At 59.3% G+C, this 23,702-nt stretch carries 24 protein-coding genes and 2 pseudogenes; 16 read left to right on the top strand and 10 right to left on the bottom strand.

The window, feature by feature from the left end; genetic code table 11:
• Positions 1-85: 85 nt before the first annotated feature.
• Both FHX08_RS28760 and FHX08_RS28765 read left to right on the top strand, forming a co-directional pair.
• Positions 86-415 carry a nuclear transport factor 2 family protein gene (locus FHX08_RS28760; RefSeq protein WP_132656985.1) on the top strand — a complete coding sequence of 110 codons (330 nt, stop codon included), beginning with the start codon at positions 86-88 and terminating at the stop codon, positions 413-415.
• Positions 412-1,215 (top strand): SDR family oxidoreductase, encoded by an 804-nt coding sequence (locus FHX08_RS28765; RefSeq protein ID WP_184328100.1) that lies wholly within the window; start codon positions 412-414, stop codon positions 1,213-1,215. Before FHX08_RS28760 ends, FHX08_RS28765 begins: the two co-directional genes overlap by 4 nt.
• Here FHX08_RS28765 and FHX08_RS28770 read toward each other — a convergent pair.
• From FHX08_RS28770 to FHX08_RS28795, 6 genes are all read right to left on the bottom strand, one after another.
• On the bottom strand, positions 1,167-2,216 hold the full coding sequence (locus FHX08_RS28770) for an alpha/beta fold hydrolase (RefSeq protein WP_132656983.1): 1,050 nt from the start codon (positions 2,214-2,216) through the stop codon (positions 1,167-1,169). The two genes, FHX08_RS28765 and FHX08_RS28770, sit on opposite strands and share 49 nt — an antisense overlap.
• Before the next feature lie 78 nt (positions 2,217-2,294).
• Positions 2,295-2,912, bottom strand: a complete 618-nt coding sequence (locus tag FHX08_RS28775) for a hypothetical protein (RefSeq protein ID WP_132656982.1) — start codon at positions 2,910-2,912, stop codon at positions 2,295-2,297.
• A 99-nt stretch (positions 2,913-3,011) separates the two neighbouring features.
• Positions 3,012-3,137, bottom strand: coding sequence for a type B 50S ribosomal protein L36 (ykgO, locus tag FHX08_RS28780; protein ID WP_109457334.1), 126 nt, complete (start codon positions 3,135-3,137; stop codon positions 3,012-3,014).
• Between the two features lie 174 nt (positions 3,138-3,311).
• Positions 3,312-4,379: a 5-(carboxyamino)imidazole ribonucleotide synthase gene (locus FHX08_RS28785; RefSeq protein ID WP_184328116.1), complete on the bottom strand. Its 1,068-nt coding sequence runs from the start codon at positions 4,377-4,379 to the stop codon at positions 3,312-3,314.
• Positions 4,376-4,870 carry a 5-(carboxyamino)imidazole ribonucleotide mutase gene (gene purE / locus FHX08_RS28790; protein WP_132656981.1) on the bottom strand — a complete coding sequence of 165 codons (495 nt, stop codon included), beginning with the start codon at positions 4,868-4,870 and terminating at the stop codon, positions 4,376-4,378. Before purE ends, FHX08_RS28785 begins: the two co-directional genes overlap by 4 nt.
• 16 nt (positions 4,871-4,886) lie before the next feature.
• The gene (locus FHX08_RS28795; RefSeq protein WP_007826473.1) at positions 4,887-5,090 is read right to left on the bottom strand and encodes a YdcH family protein; all 204 of its coding nucleotides are present in this window, start codon (positions 5,088-5,090) and stop codon (positions 4,887-4,889) included.
• A 230-nt stretch (positions 5,091-5,320) separates the two neighbouring features.
• Here FHX08_RS28795 and FHX08_RS28800 point away from each other — a divergent pair, with 230 nt between their 5' ends.
• Entirely contained in the window at positions 5,321-5,494 is a 174-nt protein-coding gene (locus FHX08_RS28800; protein WP_132656980.1) for a YdcH family protein, read from the top strand.
• Between the two features lie 154 nt (positions 5,495-5,648).
• Here FHX08_RS28800 and FHX08_RS28805 read toward each other — a convergent pair whose 3' ends face one another.
• Both FHX08_RS28805 and FHX08_RS28810 read right to left on the bottom strand, forming a co-directional pair.
• Entirely contained in the window at positions 5,649-5,909 is a 261-nt protein-coding gene (locus tag FHX08_RS28805) for an ArsR/SmtB family transcription factor (RefSeq protein ID WP_025669780.1), read from the bottom strand.
• A gap of 66 nt (positions 5,910-5,975) precedes the next feature.
• A complete protein-coding gene (locus tag FHX08_RS28810) occupies positions 5,976-6,740 on the bottom strand; it encodes a sulfite exporter TauE/SafE family protein (protein WP_184328101.1) in 765 nt (254 codons plus the stop codon).
• Between the two features lie 108 nt (positions 6,741-6,848).
• Between FHX08_RS28810 and FHX08_RS28815 the strand changes: the two genes are divergently transcribed.
• Together FHX08_RS28815 and FHX08_RS28820 are read left to right on the top strand one after the other, a co-directional pair.
• On the top strand, positions 6,849-7,502 hold the full coding sequence (locus FHX08_RS28815; RefSeq protein WP_132656978.1) for a thiamine phosphate synthase: 654 nt from the start codon (positions 6,849-6,851) through the stop codon (positions 7,500-7,502).
• Between the two features lie 10 nt (positions 7,503-7,512).
• A complete protein-coding gene (locus FHX08_RS28820) occupies positions 7,513-8,595 on the top strand; it encodes a tetratricopeptide repeat protein (RefSeq protein ID WP_184328102.1) in 1,083 nt (360 codons plus the stop codon).
• Between the two features lie 10 nt (positions 8,596-8,605).
• On the opposite strand, the gene FHX08_RS28825 is transcribed toward FHX08_RS28820, so the two are convergent.
• A complete protein-coding gene (locus tag FHX08_RS28825) occupies positions 8,606-10,351 on the bottom strand; it encodes a chemotaxis protein (RefSeq protein ID WP_132656976.1) in 1,746 nt (581 codons plus the stop codon).
• Positions 10,352-10,694: 343 nt separating this feature from the next.
• Between FHX08_RS28825 and FHX08_RS28830 the strand changes: the two genes are divergently transcribed.
• The 11 genes and pseudogenes from FHX08_RS28830 (at position 10,695) to FHX08_RS28875 (ending at position 22,861) form a co-directional block, all read left to right on the top strand.
• On the top strand, positions 10,695-11,024 hold the full coding sequence (locus FHX08_RS28830; protein ID WP_132656975.1) for an STAS domain-containing protein: 330 nt from the start codon (positions 10,695-10,697) through the stop codon (positions 11,022-11,024).
• Positions 11,021-11,389 carry a response regulator gene (locus FHX08_RS28835; RefSeq protein ID WP_112544064.1) on the top strand — a complete coding sequence of 123 codons (369 nt, stop codon included), beginning with the start codon at positions 11,021-11,023 and terminating at the stop codon, positions 11,387-11,389. Before FHX08_RS28830 ends, FHX08_RS28835 begins: the two co-directional genes overlap by 4 nt.
• Complete coding sequence (locus FHX08_RS28840) at positions 11,386-13,470, top strand: chemotaxis protein CheA (protein WP_132656974.1); 2,085 nt, start codon at positions 11,386-11,388, stop codon at positions 13,468-13,470. The genes FHX08_RS28835 and FHX08_RS28840 overlap by 4 nt, the downstream gene beginning before the upstream one ends.
• Positions 13,467-13,976, top strand: coding sequence for a chemotaxis protein CheW (locus FHX08_RS28845; protein WP_112754646.1), 510 nt, complete (start codon positions 13,467-13,469; stop codon positions 13,974-13,976). The genes FHX08_RS28840 and FHX08_RS28845 overlap by 4 nt, the downstream gene beginning before the upstream one ends.
• Positions 13,977-14,006: 30 nt before the next feature.
• Positions 14,007-15,719, top strand: a complete 1,713-nt coding sequence (locus FHX08_RS28850) for a methyl-accepting chemotaxis protein (RefSeq protein ID WP_132656973.1) — start codon at positions 14,007-14,009, stop codon at positions 15,717-15,719.
• Between the two features lie 555 nt (positions 15,720-16,274).
• Positions 16,275-17,030: pseudogene (locus FHX08_RS32130) on the top strand (HAMP domain-containing protein); the annotation flags it as partial.
• A 153-nt stretch (positions 17,031-17,183) separates the two neighbouring features.
• Positions 17,184-18,332: pseudogene (locus tag FHX08_RS32135) on the top strand (methyl-accepting chemotaxis protein); the annotation flags it as partial.
• A 162-nt stretch (positions 18,333-18,494) separates the two neighbouring features.
• Positions 18,495-20,315 (top strand): methyl-accepting chemotaxis protein, encoded by a 1,821-nt coding sequence (locus FHX08_RS28860; RefSeq protein WP_132656971.1) that lies wholly within the window; start codon positions 18,495-18,497, stop codon positions 20,313-20,315.
• Between the two features lie 74 nt (positions 20,316-20,389).
• Entirely contained in the window at positions 20,390-20,866 is a 477-nt protein-coding gene (locus tag FHX08_RS28865) for a chemotaxis protein CheW (protein WP_132656970.1), read from the top strand.
• A 33-nt stretch (positions 20,867-20,899) separates the two neighbouring features.
• Complete coding sequence (locus FHX08_RS28870; RefSeq protein WP_132656969.1) at positions 20,900-21,754, top strand: CheR family methyltransferase; 855 nt, start codon at positions 20,900-20,902, stop codon at positions 21,752-21,754.
• A gap of 9 nt (positions 21,755-21,763) precedes the next feature.
• Entirely contained in the window at positions 21,764-22,861 is a 1,098-nt protein-coding gene (locus FHX08_RS28875; RefSeq protein ID WP_132656968.1) for a chemotaxis response regulator protein-glutamate methylesterase, read from the top strand.
• A 55-nt stretch (positions 22,862-22,916) separates the two neighbouring features.
• Here the strand turns inward: FHX08_RS28875 and FHX08_RS28880 are convergent, their stop codons facing one another.
• Positions 22,917-23,657 (bottom strand): 3-oxoacyl-ACP reductase family protein, encoded by a 741-nt coding sequence (locus FHX08_RS28880; RefSeq protein WP_132656967.1) that lies wholly within the window; start codon positions 23,655-23,657, stop codon positions 22,917-22,919.
• Positions 23,658-23,702 lie beyond the last annotated feature (45 nt).

The raw sequence follows: 23,702 nt of genomic DNA on the forward strand, positions 1-23,702 counted from the left end.
AAGTACCTGACTTTTTTGTAGGTTCTTGTCATCTGGTAAGCCTATGCCCATTCTTTTCGCGAGGCAACCGAAGAGGAGTTTGCGAATGAGTATAGAGCTTCCGAAACCACTGGCCGCCTATTACGCTGCCAAGAACCAGAAGGATATCGACGGCATGCTCGCCTGCTTTGCCGCTGATGCCAGCGTGCGCGATGAGGGCGAAGACAGGCGGGGTCATGCCGAAATCCGCGAATGGATGGAGGAGACGACGCGCCAATATGGTGTGACCGTCGATCCCGAGGAAATCTCCGGTGAAGCTGATGCGCCGGTCGTGGCTGCATTGGTCGACGGCAATTTTCCCGGCGGTCCCGTCACCTTGCATTATCATTTCACGCTTGCTGGCGGCGCCATCACGCACCTGGAGATCGATGCATGAGCGCCGCACCGGCTTTTCGGTTCGATCCGAACGAGTTCATCAGCAAACGTGTTCTTGTTACAGGCGGCACCAAGGGTATGGGTGAGGCGATCGTACGGCGATTTTCGGCTGCTGGCGCGAGGGTCGCGACGACGGCGCGCTCGTCACTACCAGAGGGGCAGATGCCGTCGCTGTTCGTTCAGGCCGACATCAGTACGGCGGAGGGCGTCAACAGCGTAGCCTCGGCAGTGCTGGGTGCTTTCGGCGGTCTCGATATTCTCATCAACAACGTCGGAGGGTCATCGGCGCCGAGCGGCGGTTTTGCAGTGCTCAGCGATGAGCACTGGCAGGCAGATATCAATGCCAATCTGATGGCACCCGTGCGGCTCGACAGGGCCTTCCTGCCCGGCATGATCGAGCGCGGCCACGGTGTCATCGTTCATATTTCATCGATCCAAAGGCGGTTGCCGCTGTATGAAGCGACGCTTGCCTATGCGGCGGCAAAGGCCGGATTGTCGAACTATAGCAAGGGATTATCGAAGGAGGTCGGGCCGAAAGGTATTCGTGTGAATGCCGTTGCACCTGGGTTTATCGAGACCACGGCAGCGACGGCCCTGATCCGGCGCATCGCACAGGAAGCAGGCACCGATGAAGAGGGTGGCCGTAAGCTGTTGATGGACTCGCTCGGCGGCATATCAATCGGCCGGCCGGGACGTCCGGAAGCGGTGGCCGAACTCGTGGCTTTCCTGGCTTCGCCGCGTGCCGCCTCCATTCACGGTGCTGAATATACCATCGATGGCGGCACCGTTCCGACGGTTTGATCGATGGAAGAGCCGGCCAGCCGCTCTTCGGCCTTGCGGGCCATCGCTGCAAGATCGCGCGGTCTGCCGGCAATCTTCTCCATGGCGGCGATAGCGACATCGGTTGCAAGATAATCTGGCTTGTGGCCAACACCCTTGACGGTGACGAGTTCCGATCCCTTGATGTCCCGCGCCAATCCACGCGAATGCAGGTGCTCCCAGACGATCTCATCCTTGTCGCCGGTGATGATGACGGTTGGCGCCGATATCTTGGAATAGTGTGGCGCGTTAGCCGTCAGATATTCATGCAGCCGTTTGAAATCGCTGGCATTGTTGTAAAAGGCGCGCGGCCGCAGCACCAGCGACGGGCCGGTCTTGGCGACGTAATCGAGGGGCCGCGGATTGGGGCGGAAGACGTTCAGCGTGCCACGCTCCAACCGGTGCAGGCCAAGCGGCACGACGACTGCATGATTGAAGAGCCAGCCGACAACAGGCGCCGTTGCGACATGATAATACCAGTCGATACCACCCGGCCATGGGTGGGAGGCCGGCGCGAGAAAGAGCAGACCCGCCGTCTTGTCCGGGTGGCGGACACCGAAGGCCGCAGCAATCGCGCCGCCGAAGGAATGGCCGACAATGATCGCCTTTTCGATGCCGCGCTTTTCCATCAGCCTGGCGATGGCGTCAGCCTGGCCCGAAGGCAGGGCATTTTCAGGCCCGCCGCGTTCCGAATAACCATGACCCGGTCGATCGACGAAGAGCATCTCAGCGCGGCCTTGCAGTGCTTCACGGAAGGCACCGGCCTGGTCCAGCAGATTGCCGCTCGCGCCATGAATGAAAACCAGAGCTGGAAGATCGGCGGTTTCCGGCCGAGGCACATGCACGGCATTCATGCGATAGCCGCCGATATCGGTCAGTTCGCCGATATTGGGGTAGGCATATTCGAATTGGCGGGCTTTGTAGGAGGAATAGCCGATGGCGGCGACGACCGGGACGAGGAGGGCAGAGATTTCGGCAAGCATAGTCTCAACCGCACAATGACGACATCATCAGTTCAAGATTGTGCGCCTTCTTACGCCGTCAAGTGGACACCGGATCTGTCAGGTGCGGTTGCCGGCAAGCTTTTCCGAGAGCGTATTGACCTGATCCTGCGCGGTGCGGTCAGCAGGATAGATATCGAGAACGCGCTCCCAGGCCTTGAGGGTAATTTCATCATTGCCTGTGGTGGCGAGGATGGCAGCCATACCCGACAAGGCGCCGAAATGGCGGGGCTCGATCTTCAACACCTGCTCGATATCGGCCATCGACTTGCGATAGTTGCCAAGCACGAAGTTCAGCGTTGCCCGTCGATTCCAGCTTTCAGCATAGGTCGGCTTCAGGGCGATGGCCTCATCGAGAAAGTCGAGGGCTGCCGGATTGCGCTTTTCCTCGATCGCCTTATCGGCCCATTGCATCAGGAGATTGATCGTCGCGCTGTTGGAATCGTTCCATTCCATGCGGATCTGATTGGCGATGCTGCTTGCCTTGTCGGGGTCGCGCTCGCGTTTCAACTGTACATAGAGCTGATCGAGACGCTGTCGGGGGGAGGAATCGGTATTGGCAGGCTGTTCGACGATAACATCCTTCTGCTGCGCCATGGCAGGAAGAGCGGGAGCGAACAGGATGAGAGCAAGCGGCAGCGCCGCTGAGGTCATAGCAAAAAAGCGCATGGCGGACATATTAGCCCGCCACTGCTGAAGATCAAACAAATTTGACGTGATCACCGAAGCAACCAACCGATATGCCCGCCTACGAGCAGGCAAACCGGATACGCGCGATCAGCCCTGGCGAGCCTTGAAGCGCGGGTTCTGCTTGTTGATGATGTAGATGCGGCCCTTACGGCGAACGAGACGGTTGTCACGATGACGCGCCTTGAGCGACTTGAGCGAATTCTTGATCTTCATTTTTCTGATCCGCGATGTTTCTGGGGGAATTCACATTCGCCCGTGTCTTTAACAATCAAAAGCGCGCCGGCTGGGCGCGCTCTTTAGGTGGGGGAGCAGATAACCCGGCCTCTGCCCTGTGTCAACCACGTGAAGGCTTTTTTCCGTGGTTTTCAGGTGCTCCCGGGCCACGGCTCAGGGAACTTTGCCGGTTAGCGTCGTCACATGGCCCATCTTCCGGCCGGGGCGCGATTCGGTCTTGCCATAGAGATGCACAAGCGTGTCGTCACGCTTCAGCCAGTCCGAGAGGGCAAGGATATCGTCGCCAATCAGGTTCTGCATCACGCAATCGGAATGGCGGCGCGGATTGCCGAGCGGCAAGCTGGCAACGGCGCGGATATGCTGCTCGAACTGGGAGACGATGCAGGCCGCTTCGGTCCAGTGGCCGGAATTGTGAACGCGTGGCGCCATCTCGTTGGCGATCAGGCTGCCATCGGCCAGAACGAAGAACTCGATGCCGATGACGCCGACATAATCGAGCGCGGCCAGGATCTGCTCGGCCGCCTTGCGCGCGGCATCGGCAGTGGCACCGGAAATTGTCGCCGGTATGGTCGATGTGTGGAGAATGCCGTTGCGATGGACGTTTTCGGCCGGATCGAAGCAGAGCACCGTACCGTCGATCGCGCGGGCGGCAATGATCGAGACCTCGCGTTCGAAGGCGACGAAGCTTTCGAGGATGAGCGGTACCGAGCCGAGCTCTGCATAGGCGCCGTCAGCGCTGTCGGCCGATGAGCGGAACACTTTTTGGCCCTTGCCGTCATAACCAAGGCGACGGGTTTTCAGAACACCCTGACCACCGAAATCGCTCAACGCGGATTCGAGATCGGCCTGACTGTCGATCGCATGGAAACGAGCAGTCGAAATGCCGCAGCCATTGATGAAGCGTTTTTCGATCAGGCGGTCCTGTGCGGCTTCCAGCGCCTTCGGCGGCGGATAGACCGGCACGGTCTTTGCCAGCGTTTCGGCAGCAGCAACCGGCACATTTTCGAATTCGTAGGTAACGACATCGCAGAGCCCGGCCAGTTCGGCGAGCGCTGCCGGGTCGTCATAGGCGGCGGTAATCTGGTAATTGGCAAGCTGGGCGGCAGGGCTATCGGTCTGCGGCTCCAATATGACGGTGCGGAAATTCAACCGCGCTGCGGCCATGGCAAGCATGCGACCGAGCTGGCCGCCGCCGATAATGCCTATCGTCCTGACCATCAGAGATCGTCCATTGGGTATTCGGCGACGGAGGCGCTCTGGCGTTCGCGCCATTCGTCGAGGCGCTCGGCGATTTCGTCATCGGAGAGGGCAAGCACGGCAGCGGCAAGAAGCGCCGCATTGATCGCTCCAGCCTTACCGATGGCGAGCGTGCCGACGGGAATGCCGCCTGGCATCTGAACGATGGAGAGCAGGCTGTCCTGACCGGACATGGTCTTCGACTGGACCGGCACGCCAAAAACCGGCAGCGGCGTCATGGCCGCCGTCATGCCCGGAAGGTGGGCCGCGCCGCCGGCGCCTGCAATGATGACCTTGAAACCTTCGGCACGTGCGCCCTTGGCGAAATTCACGAGCCGGTCGGGTGTGCGATGGGCCGAGATGATCCGCGCGTCATACTCGATTTCGAGCGCCTCCAGTGTATCGGCCGCATTCTTCATGGTTTCCCAGTCCGATTGGCTGCCCATAATGATGGCGACGGGCGGTCTGTCTGTCATCGTCACAATTGTTCCTTCAGGCGATGATGTCGGGGATGATCTGGTCTTCCAGCTTAGAGAGCTTATCCTTGATAACCAGCTTTTTCTTCTTCATACGCTGGATGCGCAGAGCATCGCACCCCGTCTCGATCATGGCGTTGATCGCGGCATCGTAATCCTCGTGCTCCTGACGCAGACGCGCCACCATGAGCCTGATTTCCGCCTGTTCCTGATCGGCCATCTGCATTCCCCGTAATCGTCTTCGGACCTTGTCCGGTCTGCCGATAATTTCCGCAAGCTCCTATCACCAAATAGAGGTAACGGGAAGTTAGTGTTGATCATGAATTTGCCGCTTAGTCTCCATCTTTTGGCCTTCGACAAGCCTTCAAAAATGTGTCACAGTCCGCTGGTTGACACCTTGGATCTCCAGCGGTGGATAGCTGGGGAGGGGTAAGAGGAAGGAAGGGTCAAATGACTGTTCAAGCTCATCTTGAATCGCTCCAGAAAAAGCATGTTGCTCTCGAGGAGGAGTTGCATGCCCTGAGAACATCTCCCTCTATTTCCGATACTGAAATTGCCGAATGCAAGCGCCGTAAGCTGCGCATCAAGGACGAGATCGAGCGTCTCAAGTCATCCGTCCATTGATCTTTCCCAAGACTATCGCAGACATCAGTCTTGCAGAGAAAAGGTGAAACCAACCAATTTCTAGCAATTGAAGCAAGAACCGGTGATTTGCCGTGATCAAGCGCCAGTCCATGCATGCGGCATCGGGCTGGCGTCTTTGCGAGAAGAGGGCGCTTCAGGCCCAGAACTGATCCAGCCACAGATTGAGTTTGTCGAAGCCGCGGTTGTTGACCGTGTAAATTCGCTTCGTGCCTTCCGAGGTCACGGAAACGAGGTTGCTTTCAAGCAGCGCCTTCAGGTGTTGCGACACGGCCGGGCGACTGATCGGCAGGCCCTCGGCAAGCTCATTGACCGTTTTCGGCGCGCGCCGCAATTCCTCCAGCAGAAACCGCCGGTTCGGATCGGCAATCGCGGCAAAAGGGTCCGTGTTCGACATGGTTAAAACGCTACGTCAAACAGGCTTTTCCGGCAAGGAAATTGTGCATCGCAACGGGACGTAAACCTATTCGAGTATGCCTTCGCGCAAGATCAGGAAAGCAGCGATCAGCGCCATGGCATACATGAAGGGATAGAATATCTCCGGCTTCATGCGCCGCACGCACCATGCGCCGGTAATCGTCGCCAGCGGGGCAAAGGGCAGCAGCGTGGCGGAGGTCAGGAGATTGCGGGTGTCGAGCTGGCCGAGCGTGAAATAGGGAACGAGTTTTACCGCGTTCAGAATGGCGAAGAAGCGTACGCTGGTGCCGGTGAATTCGCGCGGGGGCAATTTGAGAGGCAGGGCGTAAATCTGGAAGGGCGCACCGCCGGCATGGGCGACGAAGCTGCCATAGCCGGAAAACGTGCCCCAGAGAATTGCCAGCGCCGGGCGCTGGGGGCGTGGCGGGATCACTATCCCCTTACCGGGGCCGAAATTGTTCCAGAAGTAACGCAGGCAGAAGGCCACCGTGACGGCACCGATGAGAATGCGCAACACGCTGCCCGGCACGAGAGCGGAGGTGGCCCAGCCGAAGGCAATGCCGAGAAGGGCGCCCGGCAGCATGATCTTAAGCGTAGTCCAGTCGCCGTGCTGGCGCCAGATGACCAGCGATATCATGTCCATGAAGACAAGGATCGGCAGCAGGATTGCGGCGGCTTCGACGGGTGCGACGACGAGGGCGAGAAAAGGAAGGCCGATCAGCGATAAAGCATCGCCCATTCCGCCTTTGGCAAGCCCGACAAGGATGACAGCCGGGACTGCGGCGTAATAGAATGTCAAATCTAGTGGCATGCTTTTGAAGTTCCTCCCCTTGCAAGCCCCCTCTATCGGAATTACTCACTCAAAACGAGTGCGGATCCGCCATAGAGCGGGAAAAACCGCCGCAGATGGAAAGACTTCATGATCGAACCGGAAAACCGCTGCCGTCTTGTTCTTGTCGTACCCGATATGGCCGACGCCGATGAACGGGTGAAGATCGTTGCCGACGCGTTGAAAGGCGGTGATGTCGCGTCCGTCATTCTGCCGCAATACGATCTCGATGATGGCAGCTTCCAGAAACATGCTGAAAAGCTTGTGCCGATCATTCAGAACGCCGGTGCTGCGGCGCTGATTGCCGGCGACAGCCGCGTCGTCGGCCGTTCGAAAGCCGATGGCCTGCACATTACCGGACCGGCAAGCGAGATTGCCGATGCGATCGATCGTTACGCAGACAAACTGATCGTCGGCGGCGGCAATGCGGCCGACCGGCACACGGCGCTGGAAGTCGGCGAGGAGCGGCCGGACTATATCTTCTTCGGCAAACTCGACGGCGACATCAAGCCGGAGGCGCATCCGAAGAACCTGGCGCTTGCCGAATGGTGGGCGTCGATGATCGAAATCCCGTGCATCGTGATGGGCGGCACCGACCCGGCTTCCGCGCTTGCCGTTGCAGAGACCGGCGCGGAGTTCGTCGCAATGCGCATGGGCGTGTTTGCAGAACCGGCGCAGGCGCCCTCGATCGTGGCTCAGATCAATGCCTTGCTTGACGAAAAAGCGCCACGGTTTGAGGATTGATATCGCGCTCATGCCGATCCCTGCCCGTCCTTTGAGATACACCCTCCTATGCATGACTGCCCTGCTGGCGGTTTCACCGGAGTTTGCGCGGGCGCAGGCGAATGACGCAATTACCGCACCTTCCACAACGCCCAGCCAGACGTTCCGGGCCAATCGGCCGCAGCCGAAGGACGGTACCGTGCCCTCCGACGGTGTCGGTGTCTTCGACCGCATGGGTGCGAAGCTGCCCGACCTGCCGCCTGAAAAGGAATACAAGGGTACGATCGATGAAGCGTTCGGTGCCTATCAGCGCGGTTATTATCTGACCGCCATGGATAAGGCGCTGCCGCGGGCGCAGCTCGGCGATCCAGCGGCGCAGACGCTGATTGCCGAAATCCTGTCGCAGGGGCTTGGCGTCAAGCGGGACATGAAGAATGCCGCCTTCTGGTATGGAAAGGCAGCGGAGGGCGGCGATCCGGCGGCGATGTTCAAATATGCATTGCTCCTCATGGAAGGCAACAATGTCACGCGCGACAAGGCGAAGGCCGACGAATATATGCGCAAGGCGGCCGACGGCGGAAATTCGTCCGCCGAATTCAACTGGGCGCAGACGCTCGTTGCCGACAATCCCGGCGACAAAGGACTGAAGCTCGCCTTGCCTTACTATGAAAAGGCGGCGGAGCAGGGCGTCGCAGACGCGCAATATGCAGTGGCGCAGATCTATCAGCAGGTGCCGGATATTCCAGAGGAAAAGAAACGGCTGGCTCGCGAATGGATGGCGCGCGCGGCACGCGCGGGCTTCGATACGGCCCAGCTCGACATGGGTATCTGGTTGGTCAACGGGGTCGGCGGGCCGAAGGATTACGTGCGCGGCTTCGAATGGCTGAAGCTTGCCGCTAACAGGGGCAATGTCGTTGCACAAAACAAGCTCGCGCATCTTTACATCAATGCGCTCGGCACGGCACCTGATCCGATCGAAGCCGCGAAATGGTACGTCCTGTCTCGGCGGGCAGGACTGAGCGACCCGTCGCTTGAGGACTTCTACCTCGGCATCGAGGACGATCAGCAGAAGGCTGCGATTGATGCGGCGAATAAGTTTCGCCGCATCAACTAAAACCGCAGTCTCAGAAGAGGGCGTCTTCGAACAGATCCTCGTCGCTCTGAGCCTCGGTGGGCTCAGCAGGGACCGCTGCAGCGGTTTCCTCGGTAGCGGGAATGATGTCGCGATGGACATTGCGCTCCTGCACCATAGTGTAGAGCTTGAAGATCTTGCGGTCGAGCGGAGCGATTGCATCGGCCATGTCGGAGATGTCGGCGATCTGGTCGCCGGCCACGGTTTCCAGCACGTCGGCGCAGCGGGCGAGCACATCGCCGAGATCATGCTGGAAATCGAGCTTGCCGATCAGCAGGCTGATCTTGGTTGCGACCTCGCGGCCGTGTTCCGCAAGTACCTTGAGCTCGTCTTCCATCAGATTGGCGGCGGAACGGATCGTGCCGACGGCCGAGGTGAGGCTTTCGGCAAGGCCGCCATTCTTGCCATTGGCGGCGGGGGCAACGCGTCCAGCCGAGGCTTCCAGCGCCGGCAGGCCGTTGACGATAGCGTCGGCTGAATCGTCGAGCTTGGCCGCAAAGATGCGCAGTTCGCCGGTGACGACGTTGATCGACTTGCCTTCTTCGCCGAGACGGCTGCAACGCAGGTTGGTATTCAGAGCCATATAATGAATGTCGGTTTTGACCGCGCGGATCGCCTCGATGGAGTGCAGAAGCGTTGCGGCCGTGCCGAGCGTCGACTGGCTGACCTGATCCGCCTGACGGGTTGCGGCATCGACCTGCTTGACGATCTCATGGGCGGCCGAGACGCTGGATTCGAGCGCCCGCATGAAATTGCCGCCGTTGCCGCCGCTCTGGCCGCTCATCTGGTCGCGCAATCTTAGAATTTCCTGCGTATCCTGGCTGAAGCTCGCAATGGTCTGCACAACATTGCGGGAATCTCGCTGGAAGTCCGTACACATATCCGCCATCTGCGCAGCTGTCAGGTGGTGAATGACGTTGTGCAGACGTTTGCGTGCATCGGAATCGAGTTTAGCGCCGTCCTCGCTTGCGAAGAAATCTTCCAGCAGCGAGAAGGTGCTCTGCACGTGTTCGATGCGCTGGCGGGTGATATCGCCGATCTGCAGCGCCGAAAGCGTGGATGCGACCTTGCTCTGCACGCCACGGGCAATCGCGCCGACGTCGCGGGCGATCGCAGCAAGATTTTGGCGATGATCGGTAATCTTCTTTGCGTCGTCCTTGAGCGCTCTGGCAACGGCAGGGACAGTATCGGCATAGCTTCTGGAGAGGTTATTGCCGAAAGCGAGGGCGACCTTGACCTCCTTTTGCAGGCTGTCGAGATGGGTGGCAAAGCGGTTGACTTCGTCGGTTCCGGAATAGATGCGTTCGAGGATCTCTTGGGCGAATCCTGCGAATTCGGCGAGGCCTGCGCCTGTTATCTTTACCGTGACTGCAAAAGTGCGCAGATAACGCATCGTCTCCTGCATATCCGCAACATGCCGGTGCAGCTCCGAACCGGTCTGAGCAAGTGCGGCAAGCGCCTGCTGACGGTTTTCCTCCGCGCCCGGAAGCTCGATCAGATTCTGGACCGTTGCATTGAGATCGGCGCTGGTATCACTCGCCTCATTGTTGTCCAGTGCCTTGGTGATCTGGTCCAGGGACGTCAATAGACGATTGAGGACATCCATGACGGAAAGCAGGACGGCGCCGCCCTCGAGAAAGCGTTCCTCGACCTGTGTGCGGGCCGATTCCAAAGTTTGGCTGATATCCGAAGCTGATGTGTAGAGTGTGGTATATGCCGATGCCGTCGCGTTTGTCACTTTTGTACCTTTACTTATAAACACAGGCAATTTGACTCTATTTTTACGGGCAGGATGGAAACGGCAGGTAAACGCCGCAGACTCGTAAATGTTGTGATTAACAACCCATAAAAGAGTTCGGCTAAATTTGGGGCATTCTATTCTGGTTCCCCACTATCAATTTGATTTTTATGCATATTTCACAATATGAGCAAGCTTCAGTATAACTTATCCTGGATGATAAATCAGGGAGTCCGGACTCGCGGTAATTGTAGTTTCCTACAACCGCTGTTTACGTGCTGTTAAGCCTGCCATGAGAGTCCTTTTAGGGTCGTTAAGTATTTCTCCGACCTTGGAGGCTGCATTGAATAATCAGGCGCAATATTGCGAATCTATATCCCTTCCAGAAGTTCTGAGCATTCGTAATGCTTCGGAAGTATATTCGAAGATTATCGATCAGTTTCGAGACAATAATAATATTATCCTGAGTCTTCCCGAGAACGCAGAAGCGGATCTGAGTTTTCTTCAGCTCATCGAAGCCGCCCGCCGCCAGGCGAAGGCCGCAGGCAAGACTTTTACCCTTTCGGCTCCAGTCGGCGGTTCGCTGCTCAAGGTTCTTGAGCGCGCCGGATTTACGGCAGCCTTCGATCAAGAAGACCAGAAGTTCTGGTTGCATAAAGAGGTGACATTATGAGCGCAAACATCCTGACCGTCGACGATTCCGCCAGCATCCGGCTGACCACCAAGGTCACGCTAACCAATGCCGGTTACACGGTCACCGAAGCCGTCAATGGCGCCGAGGGTCTGGCAACCGCCAAGAGCGGCAATTTCGACCTGATCGTCACCGACCTCAACATGCCCGTCATGGACGGGCTGACGATGATCGAGGAACTGCGCAAGCTGCCCGCCCAGGCCGGCGTGCCGATTATCTTCCTGACAACGGAATCTGATGCGGATCTCAAGGCCCGTGCCAAGGCCGCCGGTGCCACCGGTTGGCTCACCAAGCCGTTCGATCCGGAAAATCTGGTTAAGATCGTGAAGAAGGTTCTCGGCAGATGAGCTCACTTGATCCCGTCGCAGTCTTCCGAACCGAAGCCGCCGAATGCCTGGAGGCGATCGAAGCCGGCCTTCTCGACCTGACCCACGACCTCGAAAACAAGGACCTCGTCGACGCCGTGTTCCGTGGCCTTCATACGTTGAAGGGCTCCGGTGCGATGTTCGGCTTCGAGGCACTTGCGGCCTTCACGCATCATTGCGAAACGGCCTTCGACCGCGTTCGCAAGGGCGAGGTTCCGGCAACCGCCGAGCTTGTCGCCGCCGTTCTTGCCGCGCAAGATCATATGCGCGCCCTTGTCGAGCAACCGGATGCCGATCACGGCGATATCGGTCAGAAGCTGCTGGCCCAACTCCAGGCTGCCGTCGGCGGCAAGGCAGAGGCCAAGTCTGCCGCACCTCCCGCCATGGCACCCGTCGCCACCGCGGCCGCTCCGGCCAAAAAGACAACGACCTGGCGCATCCGTTTCAGTCTGCCGGCAAATGCCATGGCCAACGGCACCAACCCGCTCGGTCTTCTGGATGAGCTGCGCGATCTCGGCGAATGCACAGTCCGCGCAAATACTGCTGGCATTCCGCCACTCAATGATCTGGTTCCAACCGAACTTTATGTTTCGTGGGAAGTCGTTCTGACGAGCGAGCAGGATCGATCCGCCATCGACGATGTCTTCATCTTCGTCATGGACGACATGGAGCTCGACGTTCAGGAAATCGCCGGTCGGCAGGCTATGCTAGCCGAGGCAAAGAAGGATGAAGCTCCGGTTGCGGCTGCGGCGCCTGTCGCATCAACGTCTGCTGCGCCGACGCCTGTGGCATCCGCGCCAGCCGCGGCCACGGAATTCCGTCCGGTTGAGGCAGTCCCGGTGAAGCGCGAAACGCCCGCCCCCACTCAGGCCGCAGCTCAGGCAAAGGCGCAGGAAAATGTCCGCGTCCCTGCAGAACGTCTCGACGAACTGATGGACCGTGTTGGCGAGCTTGTCATCGCTCAGTCGCGTCTCAGCCAGCTCGCAAGCTCCAGCTCCGATATTGCGCTCCGCTCGGTCTCGGAAGAAATCGAACGCCTTTCGGGTGAGCTGCGCGACACGATGATGGTGCTACGCATGGTGCCGGTCGGAACGCTCTTCTCGCGTTTCCGCCGCCTCGTCCACGATCTGGCGCGGGAAACCGGCAAGGTTATCGAACTGGTCACCGAAGGCGAGACAACCGAAGTCGACAAGACCGTCATCGAGCGTCTGGCTGACCCGCTGGTTCACCTCGTTCGCAACTCGATCGATCACGGCCTCGAGCCGCCGGCCGAACGCCTTGCAGCCGGCAAGATGGAAGCCGGTACCGTGACGCTTGCCGCCCGCCAGTCCGGCGGTGAAGTCATCATTTCCATCAAGGACGACGGTCGCGGCATCAACCGTGAGCGAGTTCGCGCCAAGGCGGAATCCTCGGGCCTGATTGCGCCCGGCCAGCCGCTTTCCGATCAGGAACTGCTCCAGCTCATTTTTGCACCGGGCTTCTCCACTGCCGCGCAGATCACCAATCTCTCCGGGCGCGGCGTCGGCATGGATGTCGTCAAGAAGACGGTAGAGGCGCTGCGTGGTGCAATCGATATCGTCAGCCTGCCGGGGCAGGGCTCGGAAGTTTCGCTGCGCATTCCGCTGACGCTCGCCATCATCGATGGGCTGCTGGTGCGTGTCGGTTCCGGCCGTTACGTGATCCCGCTCTCGGCGGTCGAGGAATGCCTCGAGCTGTCGCTCGAAGAAGATCTCCGCTCGCGCGGGCGCTCCTTCATCTCGCTGCGCGACAGTCTGGTGCCTTTCCTCAGGCTTCGCGATCTCTTCCGCACCGGCACCAAGCCGGACGTACACCAGAAGGTGGTCGTCATCTCGACGGGCACCGAACGTGTCGGCCTCGTGGTCGACCAGATCATCGGCGACCACCAGACCGTCATCAAGTCGATGTCGAAACTGCACAACGACGTGGCGACCTTCTCTGGCGCCACCATACTCGGCGACGGCAGCGTCGCTCTCATTCTTGACGTCGGGCACCTCGTTGCCGCGGGTCAGCAACAGGAGGCGCAATTGCGCGTGGCAGGATGAGCACAGCAGCAACAGCCGAAAAATTCGATAATCACTGGAATTATGCCGAAGAAGTCGAAGTTCTGACCTTCGATCTCAACGGCGAGACATTCGCGCTGGAAGCGGTCATCGTCCAGGAAATCCTGGATCTGCTCCCCGAGACTGCGGTGCCGGGCGCCCAGCCTTTCGTCGCCAGCGTCATCAACTTCCGTGGCAAGGTCATTCCGCTTGCCGATCTTCGTCTCGCTTTCGGGATGGAAGCTTCGGAAGCGACGATCGACAGCCGCATCATTGTCATCGAGGTCGATCTGCAGGGGGAGCAGACGCTCGTCGGTATCCGCACCGATAAGGTGAACGAAGTGACGACGCTGACGAAGAACGCCAGCGAGCCGCCGCCGAGTGTGGGTATGCGCTGGCGCGCGGATTACATCAACTGCCTGGTCAAGCGGGGTGGAGAGTTCATCATCCTCCCGAATTTGCAGGCAATTTTCTCATCGAGGCATGAGACGGCGGGGGCCGTCAACTAGCCGGGGGCCAATCATTGAGGGGTTAAGACGATGCGATTGACGATCAAGACAAAATTGGTGGGTGCATTCACCTTCATCATTCTCATGCTAATAGGCACCGCAGCCTACGGCATTTTCAGCCTCGGCACGATGAATGATATGCTCGGTAATCTTCTTGCCGGTCCTGCCGCGCGCCTCGACCTGGCGCAGCAGATCAACATCGCCCAGCTTGAGGCTATTCGCCAGCAAAAGAATCTTCTGACGGCACGCAATGCCGATGATGCTTCCGGTGCGATCGACAAGGGCGATCAGGCTCGTAAGGACTTCACGGATGCCTTTGCCGCCGTGACGAAGCTTTCGACGGCCGAAGGCAAAGAGCACTGGGATCGCGTGGCCGATCTCTCCAAGACATTCAACCAGGCCGACGATCAAATCCGCGAATTCATAAAGGCCGGTAATCCGGACGCTGCCAACAATGTCTCGGTCACGACGGCCCGCCAGGCGGCCAACGACATCGATGCCGCTCTCGATCAGATCCTCACGCTTGAAAAGCAGCGTATGCAGGATGCTGATGACGGTGCCGAACAGCAGTATGGTACGACGCGCACAATGATGATCTCGGTTGCCGCGGTGGCGCTGCTGATCGCTGTCCTCACCGCCTTCTGGATCGCCAATACGATCAGCAAGGGTCTCACCCGCGCCAACACCGTTGTCCGCGAAGTTGCCGAAGGCGATCTCACGAAGATGGCGGAAATCACCACGCATGACGAAATCGGCGAGCTGCTCGGCAACGTCAACGTCATGATCGAACGCCTGCGCGGTGTGGTCGCGGACGCTCTGTCTGCCGCCGACAATGTCTCCTCAGGCAGCCAGGAACTCTCGGCGAGCTCCGAACAGGTCTCGCAGGGTGCGACCGAACAGGCAGCTTCCGCCGAAGAGGCCTCCGCTTCGATGGAGCAGATGGCTGCGAACATCAAGCAGAACGCCGACAATGCCGCCCAGACCGAGAAGATCGCCCGCCAGTCCGCCAAGGACGCGGAAGCTTCCGGCGACGCCGTCAACCGCGCCGTCGATGCGATGCGCACGATCGCGGAGAAGATCGGCATCGTCCAGGAAATCGCTCGCCAGACCGACCTGCTTGCCCTGAATGCTGCCGTCGAAGCCGCCCGTGCCGGCGAACATGGCAAGGGTTTTGCAGTCGTTGCCTCGGAAGTGCGCAAGCTCGCCGAACGCAGCCAGTCGGCAGCCGCCGAGATCTCCTCCATGTCGAGCGATACGGTCAAGGCCGCCCGTGATGCCGGCGAAATGCTCGGCCGCCTGGTTCCGGATATCCGCAAGACTGCCGAGCTGGTCTCCGAGATCAGCGCCGCCTGCCGCGAACAGGATATCGGCGCCTCGCAGATCAACGAAGCGATCCAGCAGCTCGACAAGGTGACCCAGCAGAATGCCGGTGCCTCGGAAGAAATGTCGGCGACTTCAGAAGAGCTTGCGGCTCAGGCAGAGGAATTGCAGGCTTCGATCGCCTTCTTCAAGGTCGATACCGCAGGTACAACCCGCGCCGGCGGACAGAAGACCGGTGCGAAGACGGCTGCCAAGGTCGTCAAGGCGCCGGCCGCCGCTCCGCGCAAGCCGGCTCCGGCGACGCATAGCTACAATCATAGTCACACGGTTTCCGCTCAGCAGGCACGCGCTAAGGGTTTTGCCCTGGATATGTCGATGGGCGGTCCGGATGCCGGCGACGACGATTTCCGCGAAAGCGCCTGAGCGCTTCGCTGATGGAGTAACCGCCGCGGACCTTTGGCCCGCGGCTTAGGAAATACCCAACGTGTGTATGCGTTGGTATCGATCGGCAGATGTCCGCCTGCCGGCTTCAACAGCAGGCGGCGCATCGGTTTCCCCAAGGCGGGGATCTTCCGCAGTCAGACGCGCTGCGGTTTTGCAAGCCGATTGTGAGCTCCGAAGCGGCCGTGACGACGGGCGTGTGGAGCAAGCGACGATGATCCTCTCCATGTGACTATCCTGAAATGCGTGCCGCCCGGAGCTGCAGAATGACGACCCATGTCCGGACGTCGAGCAGTTTATGTCTATGGACAGCCCGAACGAGGGCGACGCCGGTTTCCGCGAGAGCGCCTGAGTTAATACCGTCGGGGGCCAGGCAACTGGCGCCTGATACAAGCATCCGGCGCCCAGGAACGCCGGGCGCAAGGCCGCGAAGTCTCTGCGCGGCTGTCTTAGCTACCGAAATACGTTGCTGCATGACGCCGCAATGAGAACCACCGATCCACACTTATTACGTCGCTTTCAAATAGGGGTATTGCGATGCGTATCACGATCAAGCTTAAGCTCGCGGCCGCGTTCGGTTTCGTTATATTATTGCTGGTGGGCAGCGCGGTTTATGGAATTATCAGCCTAAGCTCACTGAACGATTCTGTCGGCGATCTGATCGCGGGCCCTGCAAAAAGCCTGGAGCTCGCCTTGGAGGCCAAAGCTTCCGAGCTCGATGCCATCAGGTGGCAGAAGAACGCCCTTTTGGAAATGGATCCTGAAACGGCCCGGAAAAACTACGAAAGCTCCGCAAAGAGCATGGACGAAATGCTCTCCTTTGCGACAGCTGGCGAACAGCTTGCAACGGCAGAGACCAAGCCTACTTGGGATAAGCTCGTAGAACTCAGCAAACGTTTCGCCGATGGTTCCAACAAGGTTGCCTCCATCCAGGAAAGCGGCGACAGGGCAGCGGCCACAGCCTATTCCGGCGGTGAGGTTCGCGCCATCGTCGCGGAGCTGGAAGAGGTCTTTAAAGCGCTCGTCACGCATCAGCAGAAGGCGATGACGCAGGCCGACGACGATACGGAAATCCTCTATGGCAACACCAGAAACCTGCTGATCGGTCTGGCTGTCGGCGCGTCTCTTATCGCTTTCGCTGCCGCGCTGTGGATCGCGCTCGGCATCAATAGCGGTCTGCGCAAGATCATGAATGTCGCCAATGCCGTCGCCATCGGTGATCTGAACCAGAAGGTTGAGATCAAGAGCAACGACGAGATCAAGGATCTGGTCGACACGATCAACATCATGACCGATAATCTCCGCAATACGGCTGGTATCGCAAACGAGATTTCGAACGGCGACCTCAGCGTCACGCCGAAGCCGCTCTCGGACAAGGATACGCTCGGTATCGCCATGCTCGGGATGGTGACCAATTTGCGCGCCACCGCCGACGTTGCCAATTTGATCGCCGAGGGCGACCTTGCGGTGGACGTCAAGCCGCTTTCGGGCAAGGACACGCTCGGCATCGCGATGCAGAGCATGGTCGCCAACCTCCGTGCCACTGCAGAGATTGCCACGCAGATTGCCGCCGGTGATTTGACGGTTTCTCCGAAGCCACTTTCTGCCAGGGACACACTCGGCACTGCACTGGAGCAGATGGTCGAGCGTCTGCGCGATGTCGTCGCGGATGCAATTGCGGCGGCCGAGAATGTATCGGCCGGCAGCCAGGAACTTTCGGCGAGCTCGGAGCAGGTCTCGCAGGGCGCCACCGAACAGGCTTCGGCTGCGGAAGAAGCCTCCTCTTCGATGGAAGAGATGGCGGCCAACATCAAACAGAATGCCGACAATGCGGCCCAGACCGAAAAGATCGCGCGTCAATCCGCAAAGGATGCGGAGATGAGCGGCAATGCTGTCAACCGCGCGGTCGAAGCCATGCAGACGATCGCCGTAAAGATCGGCATCGTGCAGGAAATCGCCCGTCAGACAGATCTCCTCGCCCTGAACGCTGCTGTCGAAGCCGCTCGTGCCGGTGAACATGGCAAGGGCTTTGCGGTCGTTGCTTCTGAAGTTCGCAAGCTCGCCGAGCGCAGCCAGTCGGCTGCCGCGGAGATCTCATCAATGTCCAGCGATACCGTGAAGGCCGCTCAGGAGGCTGGCGACATGCTCGGCCGGTTGGTACCTGACATCAGGAAGACGGCGGAGCTGGTGGCAGAGATCAGCTCGGCATGCCGCGAACAGGATATTGGTGCGTCACAGATCAACGAGGCGATCCAGCAGCTCGATAAGGTAACCCAGCAGAATGCCGGTGCTTCCGAGCAGATGTCTGCAACATCAGAAGAACTGGCTGCCCAGGCTGAAGAGCTGCAGACGTCTATTGCTTTCTTCAAGGTGGAGACGGCAGGCGGCAAGGCGACGGGCGGTCGCCAGGGGCGTGCAGCGGCCGCCAAGGTGACCACGCGCAGCCCGGCTCCGTCGGCAGGTCGTAAACCGGCCGGCAATGCAACTTCCGCAAACAGCGTCGCCGGCCAACAGGCACGCGCCAAGGGCTTTGCCTTGGATATGTCCATGGGCGGGCCGGATACGGCAGACGATGACTTCCGGGAAAGCGCGTAAGGTCTTTCCTCTTCGACAAAGAAGAGGCCGTTGCAATCTGGCCTCTTCACAGCCGGCGATGTTGAGCCGGTCTATGTTGGCTCCGGCCGGTAACGCATGAAGCGTTTTTCATTCAGATTTGAGTTCTGCGGCACTGCCGCAATGTCCTGAAGGGGTCCAGAAATGCGCTTCACCATCAAACTGAAACTGGGACTGGTGTTCGGTTTCATTGTTCTCCTGACCTGCGCTATGGCAGGTCTTTCGATTTACAATCTCTCTTCGCTCAACGATGACATCTCGGTCATGGTTGCGGGGCCTGTCGCAAACCTTCGCGACTCTAGTGATCTTTCCGATGCCGTCATGCGCTCGATCCGAGCGGAGAAGGACGCGATCATCAATACGGATGCGACCAAGATCACCGGTTATGTCGATGAAATCTCCCAGCAGCGCGATCAGATCAAGACGCTGCAGGAACGCCTGGCCGGCTCGTCCGACCCGGATATTCGCAGTGGCATGGCCCAGTTTGCCGATCTCTATGGTAGGTGGACGTCTCTGCAGGACCGGGTCGCCGACCTTGCCAAGCAGAATACCAATGAGTCGAATGTCCAGGCCGGCGCCATATCCATGGGTGAGGGTCAACAGGTCACCATTCAGCTCCTCGCCATTCTTGAGAAGCTGAACGATACAGTAACCGGCAACGTCGCCGAAACCGACACTGCCACCAACGAACAGTATGCCCAGTCACGCAACATGCTGGTCATCATGACGATCGGCTTGATTGTTATATCCTCCGCCGCCGCCATTTGGATCCTGCTCAACATCTCGCGTGGCCTGAAGCGTGCCGTCCAGCTTGCAGATGCCGTCAGCATCGGTGACCTCGAACAGGATATCGAGCACAAGAGCAATGACGAAATCCGCGATCTGGTCAATTCGATGACCAAGATGACCGGCAATCTGCGTAACACGGCACAGATCGCCAACCAGATCTCCAACGGCGATCTGACCGTTTCTCCGAAACCTCTTTCCGAAAAGGATACGTTGGGTATCGCTCTGGAACAGATGGTCGAGCGCCTGCGCGGTGTCGTCGCCGATGCGATCGCTGCCGCAGAAAATGTCTCCGCAGGTAGTCAGGAACTGTCGGCAAGCGCTGAACAAGTCTCGCAGGGTGCGACCGAACAGGCGGCTTCGGCTGAAGAGGCTTCTGCCTCGATGGAAGAGATGGCTTCCAACATCAAGCAGAATGCCGACAATGCTGCCCAAACCGAAAAGATCGCCCGCCAGTCCGCCAAGGATGCCGAAGTCTCGGGTGAAGCGGTTTCCCGTGCCGTCCAGGCGATGCGAACCATCGCCGAGAAGATCGGCATCGTTCAGGAGATCGCCCGTCAGACCGACTTGCTTGCTCTGAATGCCGCCGTCGAGGCTGCTCGCGCCGGTGAACATGGCAAGGGCTTTGCGGTCGTCGCTTCGGAAGTCCGCAAGCTTGCCGAACGCAGCCAGTCGGCAGCCGCCGAAATCAGCGCTATGTCCGGAGATACGGTGAAGGCCGCACAGGAAGCCGGCGACATGCTCGGACGCCTGGTTCCAGATATTCGCAAGACTGCCGAACTCGTCTCCGAGATCAGTGCCGCCTGCCGCGAGCAGGATATCGGTGCGGCCCAGATCAACGAAGCGATCCAGCAACTCGACAAGGTCACCCAGCAGAATTCGGGTGCTTCGGAAGAGATGTCGGCAACATCAGAAGAACTGGCGACCCAGGCTGAGGAGTTGCAGGCCTCGATCGCCTTCTTCAAAGTCGATACGGCGGGCGATCGCCAGTCCCGGATACCGGCGGCGAAGGTCACAGTTCGCAGCGCGGCTCCGGCTGCCAGTCGAAAGCCGGCTGCCAAGAAGACCGCGGCTGCCAATTCGGTCGCCGGTCAGCAGGCACGCGCCAAGGGCTTTGCCCTCGACCTCTCCATGGGTGGCCCCGACGATGGCGACGCCGATTTCAGGGAAAGCGCCTGAGTATCAGGTCCTTCCAATATGTTAACAGGCGTCCCCGATAATGGGGGCGCCCGATTCCAACGAAAGCGCTTGATATGGCAACAACATCTCTGGAAGCTCAATTCGTGACCTTCAGCCTGGGTGAGGAGATCTTCGCCGTTCCGGTGGAGGTGGTGCGCGAAATCCTCGACTATGCGGAAGCCTTCAAGATTCCGAACGGTCCCGACTATCTGCTCGGCCTGCGCGACGTGCGTGGCCAGGGTGTTCCGACGATCGACCTGCGCCTGAAGCTCGGCATGTCGAAGACGGTGCCAACGCCGCATACACGCGTGCTGGTTCTCGACGTCCCCATGGAAAACCGCGTTCTGACGCTCGGCCTCGTCGCCGATCGCGTCTTCGAAGTGACGCCCTTTCGGCGCGACCAGATCGAAGCCGCGCCCGATATCGGCGTGCGCTGGCGGTCGGATTACATTGCCGGCGTCGTCCGCCGTGAGAACGGCTTCGTCGTCATCGTCGATCTCGCTCGGCTTCTGTCGCGCGAGGACGCCTCTGTCCTGCAATCGGCCGCCTGAGGCCCTCAACACCTTCTCGGAGCGTTGCGCGTTATGAGTATGGCAGCGGTAGAGGCCCAATTGCCGGGCGACAGGATCAGCAAGCGGAATTTCGACAAGCTTGCCCGGTTCATCTACGATTATAGCGGCATCAAGATGCCGCCGACGAAGTTGACGATGCTGGAGGGGCGTCTGCGCCGGCGTCTGCGTGCGACGCGTCACTCAAGTTTCGATGACTATTGCGATTTCCTGTTCAACGAGGGTGGTCTCGATCAGGAGACGGTCTACCTGATCGACGTCGTGACGACCAACAAGACCGATTTCTTCCGGGAGGCCAAGCATTTCGAATATATGCAGATGGTCGCCCTTCCAACGCTCGTCGATAGCGGTGTGCGAATGATCCGCACCTGGAGTTCTGCTTGCTCGACTGGTGCTGAGCCTTACACGATGGCAATGGTGCTCAACGAGTTCGCCGAGGGGCGCAATGACGTCTCCTATAACGTGCTCGCAACCGACCTTTCCACCGATGTGCTGCAAACCGCGCGCAAGGGCATTTATGCTGAGGATCTGGTCGCTCCGGTGCCGCGCGACCTGCAGAAGAAATATGTCATGGTTGCTAAGCAGCCAGGCCGTCGCGAGGTTCGGATCTCACCGAAGTTACGCAGCCGTGTCGGCTTTGCCCGCATGAATCTCATGGATGAGAAATACGCGGTCGGCGACGCGATGCATCTCATCTTTTGCCGAAACGTGCTGATTTACTTCGACAAGCAGACGCAGGCGAGTGTTCTCACCCGTCTTTGCGATTGCCTCGCCAAGGGCGGTTACATGTTTATCGGACACTCGGAATCGATCACTGGCTTCGACCTTCCCTTAAAGCAGGTTTCGAATACGGTGTTCCAGCGCATCTGAGAGGGGCTCATGGCCAAAAAAGTCCGCGTCCTCATCATCGACGATTCCGCCAGTGTGCGGCAGACGTTGACGCGAGTTCTGGAGGAAGACCCGGATATCGAGATCATGGGTGTAGCCTCGGATCCGTTCATGGCGGCACGTAAGATTCAGGAAGAAATACCTGATGTCATCACACTCGATGTCGAGATGCCGCGCATGGATGGCATCACCTTCCTGCGCAAACTCATGTCGCAGAGGCCGATCCCGGTCGTCATGTGCTCGTCGCTGACGGAGGCGGGTTCGGAAACACTGATCCAGGCGCTGGAGGCCGGTGCGGTCGATGTCATCCTGAAATCGAAGATCGGTGCAGCCGACAGTCTTGCCGACGATGCGATGCGTATCCGCGAAGTGGTCAAAAGCGCCTCGCACGCACGGCTTGCGAATGTGCGCCGCGCCGCAGCAACCATCCGTTCGGCTTCGGCGGAAGGGCCGGCCAAGAAGCTGACGGCCGATGCGATGCTGCCGCCACCAACCGGTCGGGCCATGGCGAAGACGACCGAAATGGTCGTCTGCGTCGGAGCTTCGACAGGCGGGACAGAAGCCCTGCGCGAGTTTCTGGAGGCGCTGCCAGCCAATGCGCCAGGCATGGTGATCGTCCAGCACATGCCCGAGAAATTTACCGCTGCTTTCGCCAAGCGCCTCAATGGTCTTTGCGAAGTCGAGGTCAAGGAAGCGAGCGACGGCGATCCGGTGTTGCGCGGGCACGTGCTGATAGCCCCCGGTGACAAACACATGCTGCTGGAGCGTCAGGGTGCGCGTTATTATGTGTCGGTCAAACCCGGGCCGCTGGTTTCCCGCCATCGTCCGTCGGTCGATGTGCTCTTTCGTTCCGCCGCCCGTTCGGCCGGCTCGAATGCGATGGGCATCATCATGACGGGCATGGGGGATGACGGTGCACGCGGCATGCTAGAAATGCATCAGGCCGGCGCCTATACCGTCGCGCAGGACGAAGCGACTTCCGTTGTTTTCGGCATGCCGAAGGAAGCAATCGCCAAGGGCGGCGTCGACCGCATCCTACCGCTCGATCAGATCGCCCGCGAAGTGCTGATCACACAGCAGAAATCCTGAGTTTCAGACATTGAAGAAGCAACGGCGGTGCATTGCATCGCCGGTTCTTTTTGCATCAGGCCAAATAACCGCCGTCGATCGTCAAGCTGGCGCCGGTGATGAAGGAGGCCTCGGGGCTGGCGAGATAGGCGGCGAAACTGGCAATTTCCTTGTCCTCGCCCATGCGGCCGAGCGCCATCAACTGCTTCAGTCGCTCGTGGCCGGTCTCGTCCGAGTTCATGTCCGTTGCCGTTGGGCCGGGTTGGATATTGTTGACGGTGATGCCGCGCGGACCAAGATCGCGGGCAAGGCCGCGCGTCATCGCGGCAACCGCGCCCTTCGTCATGGAATAGACTGATGAGGTCGGAAAGCCGCTTCGGTCGGCGACGATGCTGCCGATGGTGATGATGCGCCCGCCTGCCTTCATATGTCTTGCAGCCGCCTGCGTGCCGGCAAAGACGGCGCGGACATTGACCGCGAACATGCGGTCGAAATCTTCGAGAGGAAAATCCTCCACAGGGTTCAGGAGGAGGATGCCGGCGCTGTTGACGAGGATATCAATGCCGCCGAATGCCGAGACTGTCTGTTCGACCGCATCCTGAACGGCCTTCGGATCGGCGCTATCCGCCCTGATTGCGAGTGCTTTGGCGCCTTTCGCCTCGATGTCCGCGACGATGGTCTTGGCCTTGTCGCTGGAGACCGCATAAGTGAAGACAACAGTCGCACCGTCGCTGCTGAGGCGGCGGACAATCGCCGCGCCGATACCGCGCGAGCCGCCGGTCACAAGGGCAATCTTGCCGGAAAGTGGTTGAGTCATTGTGGTTTCCTTTCTTTTTTGGACTGATTGATCTATAATTGGAAA

It is taken from the genome of Rhizobium sp. BK529 (genome assembly GCF_014194105.1).
In the GTDB taxonomy this organism is placed as follows: Bacteria; Pseudomonadota; Alphaproteobacteria; order Rhizobiales; family Rhizobiaceae; genus Rhizobium.

Bases quoted from the DNA above. Each gene is read 5' to 3' on its own strand.
- FHX08_RS28760 (WP_132656985.1), top strand. From the start codon at position 86: ATGAGTATAGAGCTTCCGAAACCACTGGCCGCCTATTACGCTGCCAAG.
- FHX08_RS28765 (WP_184328100.1), top strand. From the start codon at position 412: ATGAGCGCCGCACCGGCTTTTCGGTTCGATCCGAACGAGTTCATCAGC.
- FHX08_RS28770 (WP_132656983.1), bottom strand. From the start codon at position 2,216: ATGCTTGCCGAAATCTCTGCCCTCCTCGTCCCGGTCGTCGCCGCCATC.
- FHX08_RS28775 (WP_132656982.1), bottom strand. From the start codon at position 2,912: ATGTCCGCCATGCGCTTTTTTGCTATGACCTCAGCGGCGCTGCCGCTT.
- ykgO (WP_109457334.1), bottom strand. From the start codon at position 3,137: ATGAAGATCAAGAATTCGCTCAAGTCGCTCAAGGCGCGTCATCGTGAC.
- purE (WP_132656981.1), bottom strand. From the start codon at position 4,870: ATGACAGACAGACCGCCCGTCGCCATCATTATGGGCAGCCAATCGGAC.
- FHX08_RS28795 (WP_007826473.1), bottom strand. From the start codon at position 5,090: ATGGCCGATCAGGAACAGGCGGAAATCAGGCTCATGGTGGCGCGTCTG.
- FHX08_RS28800 (WP_132656980.1), top strand. From the start codon at position 5,321: ATGACTGTTCAAGCTCATCTTGAATCGCTCCAGAAAAAGCATGTTGCT.
- FHX08_RS28805 (WP_025669780.1), bottom strand. From the start codon at position 5,909: ATGTCGAACACGGACCCTTTTGCCGCGATTGCCGATCCGAACCGGCGG.
- FHX08_RS28810 (WP_184328101.1), bottom strand. From the start codon at position 6,740: ATGCCACTAGATTTGACATTCTATTACGCCGCAGTCCCGGCTGTCATC.
- FHX08_RS28815 (WP_132656978.1), top strand. From the start codon at position 6,849: ATGATCGAACCGGAAAACCGCTGCCGTCTTGTTCTTGTCGTACCCGAT.
- FHX08_RS28820 (WP_184328102.1), top strand. From the start codon at position 7,513: ATGCCGATCCCTGCCCGTCCTTTGAGATACACCCTCCTATGCATGACT.
- FHX08_RS28835 (WP_112544064.1), top strand. From the start codon at position 11,021: ATGAGCGCAAACATCCTGACCGTCGACGATTCCGCCAGCATCCGGCTG.
- FHX08_RS28840 (WP_132656974.1), top strand. From the start codon at position 11,386: ATGAGCTCACTTGATCCCGTCGCAGTCTTCCGAACCGAAGCCGCCGAA.
- FHX08_RS28845 (WP_112754646.1), top strand. From the start codon at position 13,467: ATGAGCACAGCAGCAACAGCCGAAAAATTCGATAATCACTGGAATTAT.
- FHX08_RS28850 (WP_132656973.1), top strand. From the start codon at position 14,007: ATGCGATTGACGATCAAGACAAAATTGGTGGGTGCATTCACCTTCATC.
- FHX08_RS28860 (WP_132656971.1), top strand. From the start codon at position 18,495: ATGCGCTTCACCATCAAACTGAAACTGGGACTGGTGTTCGGTTTCATT.
- FHX08_RS28865 (WP_132656970.1), top strand. From the start codon at position 20,390: ATGGCAACAACATCTCTGGAAGCTCAATTCGTGACCTTCAGCCTGGGT.
- FHX08_RS28870 (WP_132656969.1), top strand. From the start codon at position 20,900: ATGAGTATGGCAGCGGTAGAGGCCCAATTGCCGGGCGACAGGATCAGC.
- FHX08_RS28875 (WP_132656968.1), top strand. From the start codon at position 21,764: ATGGCCAAAAAAGTCCGCGTCCTCATCATCGACGATTCCGCCAGTGTG.
- FHX08_RS28880 (WP_132656967.1), bottom strand. From the start codon at position 23,657: ATGACTCAACCACTTTCCGGCAAGATTGCCCTTGTGACCGGCGGCTCG.